This is a genomic window from Bradyrhizobium australiense (genome assembly GCF_013114825.1).
GTDB lineage: Bacteria > Pseudomonadota > Alphaproteobacteria > Rhizobiales > Xanthobacteraceae > Bradyrhizobium > Bradyrhizobium australiense.
Genome location: NZ_JAAVLX010000001.1, coordinates 772,112 through 779,131 on the forward strand (window position 1 = coordinate 772,112; position 7,020 = coordinate 779,131).

The 7,020-nt window shown below is 62.3% G+C and carries 8 protein-coding genes; 7 read left to right on the forward strand and 1 reads right to left on the reverse strand.

Features of this window, described 5'->3' with window-relative positions; genetic code table 11:
- Positions 1–2: 2 nt before the first annotated feature.
- A complete protein-coding gene (locus HCN58_RS03470; RefSeq protein WP_171577948.1) occupies positions 3–920 on the reverse strand; it encodes a LysR family transcriptional regulator in 918 nt (305 codons plus the stop codon).
- 120 nt (positions 921–1,040) lie between these two features.
- Here HCN58_RS03470 and HCN58_RS03475 point away from each other — a divergent pair, with 120 nt between their 5' ends.
- The 7 genes from HCN58_RS03475 to HCN58_RS03505 all read left to right on the forward strand — a co-directional run.
- Entirely contained in the window at positions 1,041–1,862 is an 822-nt protein-coding gene (locus HCN58_RS03475) for a putative hydro-lyase (RefSeq protein WP_171577949.1), read from the forward strand.
- 82 nt (positions 1,863–1,944) lie between these two features.
- Entirely contained in the window at positions 1,945–3,189 is a 1,245-nt protein-coding gene (locus tag HCN58_RS03480) for an ABC transporter substrate-binding protein (RefSeq protein ID WP_171577950.1), read from the forward strand.
- Between the two features lie 172 nt (positions 3,190–3,361).
- Positions 3,362–4,240 carry a branched-chain amino acid ABC transporter permease gene (locus HCN58_RS03485; RefSeq protein ID WP_171577951.1) on the forward strand — a complete coding sequence of 293 codons (879 nt, stop codon included), beginning with the start codon at positions 3,362–3,364 and terminating at the stop codon, positions 4,238–4,240.
- A complete protein-coding gene (locus HCN58_RS03490; protein ID WP_171577952.1) occupies positions 4,240–5,220 on the forward strand; it encodes a branched-chain amino acid ABC transporter permease in 981 nt (326 codons plus the stop codon). Before HCN58_RS03485 ends, HCN58_RS03490 begins: the two co-directional genes overlap by 1 nt.
- Positions 5,217–5,951 carry an ABC transporter ATP-binding protein gene (locus HCN58_RS03495; protein ID WP_171577953.1) on the forward strand — a complete coding sequence of 245 codons (735 nt, stop codon included), beginning with the start codon at positions 5,217–5,219 and terminating at the stop codon, positions 5,949–5,951. The genes HCN58_RS03490 and HCN58_RS03495 overlap by 4 nt, the downstream gene beginning before the upstream one ends.
- Entirely contained in the window at positions 5,935–6,639 is a 705-nt protein-coding gene (locus HCN58_RS03500) for an ABC transporter ATP-binding protein (protein WP_171577954.1), read from the forward strand. The genes HCN58_RS03495 and HCN58_RS03500 overlap by 17 nt, the downstream gene beginning before the upstream one ends.
- Before the next feature lie 170 nt (positions 6,640–6,809).
- The coding region (locus HCN58_RS03505; RefSeq protein ID WP_171577955.1) for a transposase at positions 6,810–7,020 on the forward strand (211 nt) is incomplete at its 3' end.

Consider the following 7,020-nt stretch of genomic DNA (forward strand, 5'->3'; position numbering starts at 1 on the left):
TTTCAATGACGCGCCTGCGGCGGCGCGTCAACAATGACGCTGCCCCGCGCCAGATTGGCCGCGAGCTCGGCCACGCGTTCCACGGCCACCGTATCGGGCGAAGCCAGCCAACTTGCCGAAAACGTCAGCAACGGCAATTGCACGTCGGTCGACAGCAATTGCAGACGTCCGTCGGCCATTTCGCTTTCAACGATCGCGGTCGGAATCACCGCAATGCCGAGCCCTTCGATCGCCATGTGGATGACGGTTGCGATCGAGGCGCTGGCGTGCAGGCGGATCGGCGGCAGGTCCGGCCGGTTGAACAGCGAGCGCACGACCTCGTAGGGCGGCGTCTTGCGCGGGAAGGTGATGATCGGAAATTTCGCGAGATCATGCACCGTCAGTTGGCGCATGCCGAGCCCTAACGAAGGGCTGGCGAGGAAGCCGACCGGATAGTCGCACAGCACGCGATTGCTGACGCTCGGCGCCGTTAGGGGCCCGAGCAGAAACGCGAGTTCGATCTCCTGCGCCAAGAGCCGCGTTCGCAAGTTCGAGGTGATGTCGACCTCGATTTCGAGCGAGAGGTTGGGATAGGCGTAATTGACGCTCTTTATGAGCTGCGACAGCCAGGTGTGCACGATGGTTTCGGCGACGCCGAGCCGCAGCACGCCGCGCATCGCCGAACGATCGCCGACCACGGCGAGCATTTCCGAGCGCAATCCGATCAGCTTCTCGGCATAAACCATCAACTGCCGTCCGCTCGGCGTCGGCAGCACCATGCGGCGGTCGCGCTGTAACAGCTTCACGCCGACCTCGCGTTCGAGTTGGGCAATCCGCTGCGAGATCGCAGGCTGGGTGGTGTTGAGCTTCTGGGCCGCGCCGCGGAAGCTGCCCAGCGTCACCACCCACATGAAAGTCTCAATTGCCTTGAAATCCGTCATGCACCCTCTGGCCGCACATCGATAAGTTGTACTTATTTAACTTGATTAAAAAAGACGATTAGACATTATCATAGCCATATGCGGGAGTGGATGTCGACAAGAATGGAAGCGGGGACAACGATGACCAGCTTGGCGAGGACGGAACGGCCCGGTCACGATACGGCGGATTTATCGCCGAGCGTGGCGGCCCGGCATGCCTGCCGTAGCGGCATGTCCTCGTCAACGGCCGGTGTCGCCAACGGCTTCGTCCAGGGCAACCTCGCGATCCTGCCGGAAAAACTCGCGAGCGCCTTTCACCGGTTCTGCCAGCTCAATCCCAAGCCGTGCCCGATCATCGGCATGTCCGATGTCGGCGATCCCCACATCCCGGCGCTCGGTATCGACCTCGATATCCGCACCGACCTGCCGCGCTATCGCGTCTGGCGCGACGGCGAGGTGGTAGAAGAGCCGACCGACATCATGACGCATTGGCGCGATGACCTCGTCACCTTCGTCATCGGCTGTTCGTTCTCGTTCGAAGAGGCGCTGCTGAACGAGGGGCTTCCGATCCGCCACATCGAGCGCAAGGTTCGCGTGCCGATGTTCCGCACCAATATCGCGTGCAGCCCGGCGGGCCCGTTCGCAGGTCCCATGGTCGTATCGATGCGGCCGTTCAAGCCGGCAGACGCCATCCGCGCCGTGCAGGTCACTTCGCGCTTTCCCGCCGTGCACGGCGCGCCGGTGCATCTCGGTCATCCGCATTCGATCGGCATCGCCGACATCAATAAGCCCGACTATGGCGATCCGGTGCCAGTCGGGCCGGACGAGCTTCCGGTGTTCTGGGCGTGCGGCGTCACGCCGCAATCGGTGATCGCGGCCGCCAAGGTCCCGTTTGCGATCACGCACGCGCCCGGACTGATGCTGGTGACCGATCTCATGAACAAACAACTTGCCGTGCTTTGATGCAATCAATGCCACGCATTGAGGCTTTACCGTAACCATCAACCGTTTCATCGATAGTTGCCGACCAACAGAGGATACCGCCATGAACATCACGCGCCGAAATGTGCTGCTTGGAGCCACTGCCGCTGCCGCCTTCGCGCCGCTCACAAGCCGCGCGCAAACTGCCGAAGTGGTGATCGGCGTGATCTATCCGTTGTCGGGCGCCAGCGCACAGATCGGCGTCGACGCGCAGAAGGCCTTTGAGACCGCAGCGGACCTCATCAACAAGAACTATGATTTCGGCCTGCCGCTGGCGAAGGGTGAGGGGCTGCCGGGCCTCGGCGGCGCCAAGATTCGGCTCGTGTTCGCGGACCATCAGGCGGATCCGCAAAAGGGCCGCGCGGAAGCCGAGCGTCTGATCACGCAGGAAAAAGTATGTGCCGTTATCGGCACCTATCAGAGCTCGGTGGCCGTCACCGTCAGCCAGATCTGCGAACGCTATCAGATTCCGTTCCTTTCGGCGGACAATTCCTCGCCGAGCCTGCACCGCCGCGGCCTGAAGTTCTATTTCCGTGCCGCGCCGCATGACGAGATGTTCTCGACCGCGATGTTCGATTTCTTCGATGCGATGAAGAAGAAGGGCACCAAAATCGAGACGCTGGCGCTATTCCATGAGGACACTATCTTTGGTACCGACTCCTCCAACGCACAGCTCAAGCTGGCGAAGGAGCGTGGTTACAAGGTCGTCTCCGACATCAAGTACCGCGCCAACTCGCCGTCGCTGACCGCCGAGGTGCAGCAGTTGAAGGCTGCGAACGCCGACGTGCTGATGCCTTCGAGCTACACCACCGACGGCATCCTGCTGGTCAAGACCATGGCCGAGCTCGGCTACAAACCAAACGCGATCGTGGCGCAGGACGCCGGCTTCTCCGAAAAGGCGCTCTATGATGCGGTCGGCGACAAGCTCGAAGGCGTGATCTCGCGCGGCAGCTTCTCGCTCGACCTCGCGGCCAAGCGGCCGATGGTCGGCAAGATCAATGACATGTTCAAGGAACGTTCCGGCAAGGATTTCAACGACTATTCGTCGCGGCAGTTCATGGGATTGATCGTGATGGCGGATGCCATCAACCGCGCCAAGTCGACGGACGGCGACAAGATTCGCGAGGCGCTCGTCGCTACTGATATGCCCGGCGATGTCACGATCATGCCCTGGAAGCGCGTTAAATTCGACGAAACGGGCCAGAACAACGACGCGGACCCTGTGCTGTTGCAGTATGTCGGCGGCAAGTTCGTCACCATCTTTCCGACGCAGGCCGCAGTCGCGGAAGCGTCCTGGCCGATGAAATAAGGCGGACGCTTCTGAAGAGATATCGTAAATGCAGCGTCGTCCCTGCGAACGCAGGGACCCATACGCCGAGGAGCATCAGTTTCACCGTGGCCTCACATCCTTCCTTCAAATGCGACTCCAGTGGTTATAGGTCCCTGCGTTCGCAGGGACGACGAGCAATGGGGGCGACCCGGTGACCGCCGAAACCATTATCCAAAGCCTGGCGAGCGGCCTTCTGATGGGCTTGCTCTACGGCCTTATCGCGGTTGGCCTTGCGCTGATCTTCGGCCTGATGGACGTCGTGAACTTCGCGCACGGCGAATTCCTGATGATCGCGATGTACGTGACATTCTTCCTGTTCGCATTCTTCGCAATCGACCCGTTGCTGTCGGCGCCGCTGGTCGCGGCGGCGCTGTTTGTGTTCGGAGCCGTGGTCTATCTGCTGATCGTGCGCTTTGCCGTGCGCGCCAAGGCCAACGCCGGCATGGTGCAGATCTTCTCGACTTTTGGCCTTGCCATCGTCATGCGCGGCCTGGCGCAGTACTTCTTCACGCCCGATTACCGCAGCGTCACCAATTCGTGGCTCGGCGGCAAGACGGTCTCGGTGGCGGGCATCTTCCTGCCCGTACCGCAACTGGTCGGAGCCCTGCTAGCGATCGCAGCCTTCGGCGCGCTGTATCTCTTCATCAACCGCACGGATTTCGGACGCGCGCTGGAGGCAACCCGCGAGGATGCCGGCGCGGTGGCGCTGGTCGGCATCGACAAGAACAAGGTGTTTGCATTGGGCTGGGGTCTCGGCGCGGCGTTGGTGGGCCTGTCCGGCGCTGTCATGGCGATCTTCTTCTACATCTACCCCGACGTTGGTGCCTCGTTCGCGCTGATCGCCTATGTGACGGTAGCGCTCGGCGGCTTCGGGAGCGTGTTTGGCGCCTTTGCTGGCGGTATCCTGGTCGGCCTCGTCGAGGCTACCACCGCGCTGATCCTGCCGCCCTCGCTCAAGTCGGTCGGCATCTACGCGGTCTATCTGCTAGTCGTCTTTATTCGGCCGCGCGGCCTGTTCGGATCGATGTGATGGATACCAGCTTTGCAGGGCGCCGCCGCCGCGATCTCGTTGTCGCATTCTGTCTGGCGGCAATCGCGGCCGTGGTGCCGCTGTTCGTCAAGGACGTCTACGTCCAGAACATCATGGTGCTCACCTTGATGTATGGCGCGCTGTCGCAGAGCTGGAATATCCTCTCCGGCTATTGCGGACAGATTTCGCTTGGGCACGCGCTGTATTTCGGGATTGGCGCCTATACCACCGCGCTGTTGTTCACCAAGTTCGGGGTGCTGCCGTGGTTTGGCATGCTCGGCGGCGGCATCATCTCTGCAATCATTGCAATGGCGCTCGGCTATCCCTGCTTCCGGCTGCGCGGGCATTATTTCGTCATCGCCACCATCGTCATCGCCGAGATCGGGCTTTTGCTGTTCCACAACTGGGATTGGGCAGGTGCCGCGCTAGGTATCGATATCCCCGTGCGCGGCGACAGCTGGCTCAAGTTTCAGTTCACGCGCAGCAAGCTGCCGTATTTCTACTTTGCATTGGCGCTGGCCTGCGTGGCCTGGTTCGTCACCTGGTGGCTGGAAGATTCCAAATGGGGCTACTGGTGGCGCGCCGTGAAGGACAATCCGGACGCCGCCGAGAGCCTTGGCGTGGTCGTGTTCAATTCCAAGATGGGCGCGGCGGCCGTGTCCGCTTTCTTGGTCGCCGTCGGCGGCAGTTTTTATGCGCAGTTCGTCTCCTACATCGATCCTGAAAGCGTGATGGGTTTCCAGTTCTCGCTGCTGATGGCGCTGCCCGCAGTGCTCGGGGGTATTGGCACGCTATGGGGACCGCTGTTGGGCGCGATCATCCTGATCCCGCTCACGGAGCTGACACGCTCCTTCATCGGCGGTTCCGGCCGAGGCGTCGACCTCATCGTCTATGGCGGCCTGATCATTGCGATCTCGCTGGCGCGGCCGCAGGGCCTCGTCGGACTGTTCTCGCCCAAGCGCAAGGAGGTGGCGCGATGACAACGCCTCTTCTGGAAACCCGCGGCGTGTGGCAGCGCTTCGGCGGCCTGATCGCCAACAGCGATGTCTCGATCTCGGTCGGACGCGGCGAGATCGTCGGCCTGATCGGCCCGAATGGCGCCGGCAAATCGACGCTGTTCAACCTGATCGCGGGCGTGCTGCCGCCGACCCAGGGCTCGATCATTTTCGACGGCGAGGACGTCACTGCATTGCCGGCTGCCGAGCGCTGCCAGCGCGGCATCGGCCGCACTTTCCAGGTCGTGAAGAGCTTTGAGACCATGACCGTCATCGACAACGTCATTGTCGGTGCGCTGGTTCGCACCACCGTGATGCGCGATGCCCGTCGCAAGGCGCATGAGGTGCTGGAGTTCTGCGGCCTCGGGCGGCGCGCCAACGTGCTTGCCAGCGATCTGGTGCCGTCCGAAAAGCGCCGGCTCGAGGTGGCGCGTGCGCTCGCGACCGAGCCGAAACTGTTGCTGCTCGACGAGGTGCTCACGGGACTGACGCCGGTCGAAGCCAAGACGGGCGTGGAACTGGTACGCAAGGTGCGCGACACCGGCGTTACCGTGTTGATGGTCGAGCATGTCATGGAAATCGTGATGCCGCTGGTCGACCGCGCCATCGTGCTCGACCTCGGCAAGGTGCTGGTCGAGGGCAAGCCTGCCGACGTCGTCCGCGACCCGAAAGTCATCACCGCCTATCTGGGAGACCGTCATGCTGTCGGTGCATGAAGTCACCACTGCCTATCAGGGCCTGGTCGCGATCTCGGCGGTCTCGATCGAGGTGGCAAAGGGCGAGATCGTCTGCGTCGCCGGTGCCAACGGCGCCGGCAAGTCGACGCTTTTGAAATCGATCGCCGGCGCGGAGCGTCCGCGCTCGGGCACCGTGACGTTCGACGATGCCCGCATCGACGGCATGGCGCAGCACGTCATCACCTCGCGCGGCATCGCCTATGTGCCGGAAAACCGCCGGCTGTTTCCGCGCCTGTCGGTGCGCGACAATCTGCGGCTCGGCAGCTATCTCTATCGCGGCGAGGCGAACCGCGAGGCGCCGCTCGATCTCGTGTTCAAACTATTTCCCCGCCTGCAGGAGCGGTTGGAGCAGCGAGCCGAAACGCTCTCCGGCGGCGAGCAGCAGATGCTGGCGATCGGCCGCGCGCTGATGACGCGGCCAAGGCTGTTGATGCTCGATGAGCCGTCGCAGGGCATCATGCCAAAACTGGTCGATGAAATCTTCCAGGCCGTGAAGCGCATCCGCGATGCCGGGATGACCGTGCTGATCGTCGAGCAGCGCATGTCCGAATGCCTCGAAATCGCTGACCGCGCCTACATCCTGCAAACCGGCCGCGTCCTGATGCAGGGCAGCGCCGCGGAGATCAGCGTCAATCCGGATGTAAGAAAGGCGTACTTGGGATTGTGACGGCCGTGTCCCGGCTGCGGTGCGGCGCGTAGCGCTGCGCCGCAGCGCCTGCCACTCGGGCAAATCGGCGGATTAAGCTTCGCTAGTCGTACTGAGTCAGACGGTCGCAGTCATTGAGGCTGAGAATCAAGTAATTGTGGAGATTCAATATTTGGCGCGCGGAGGGCCAGATGAATCTCGATCAGGGTGGAGATAGCGAAGCGCGGTTTGCGGAGTATGTAGCCGGACTTGGAAGCGTGATCGGTCACGTGGAGCGGACGAGACCGCTGCGCGACTATTGCATGGGTCTGATGCTGCCCGGGGAACGCAAAAGCGTTGAGCCGATGGCGGCGCGGACGGCTCCAGCGCGCACGGCGGCACAACACCAGTCGCTGCTGCACT

Bases quoted from the DNA above. Each gene is read 5' to 3' on its own strand.
- HCN58_RS03480 (WP_171577950.1), top strand. From the start codon at position 1,945: ATGAACATCACGCGCCGAAATGTGCTGCTTGGAGCCACTGCCGCTGCC.
- HCN58_RS03475 (WP_171577949.1), top strand. From the start codon at position 1,041: ATGACCAGCTTGGCGAGGACGGAACGGCCCGGTCACGATACGGCGGAT.
- HCN58_RS03470 (WP_171577948.1), bottom strand. From the start codon at position 920: ATGACGGATTTCAAGGCAATTGAGACTTTCATGTGGGTGGTGACGCTG.
- HCN58_RS03490 (WP_171577952.1), top strand. From the start codon at position 4,240: ATGGATACCAGCTTTGCAGGGCGCCGCCGCCGCGATCTCGTTGTCGCA.
- HCN58_RS03495 (WP_171577953.1), top strand. From the start codon at position 5,217: ATGACAACGCCTCTTCTGGAAACCCGCGGCGTGTGGCAGCGCTTCGGC.
- HCN58_RS03500 (WP_171577954.1), top strand. From the start codon at position 5,935: ATGCTGTCGGTGCATGAAGTCACCACTGCCTATCAGGGCCTGGTCGCG.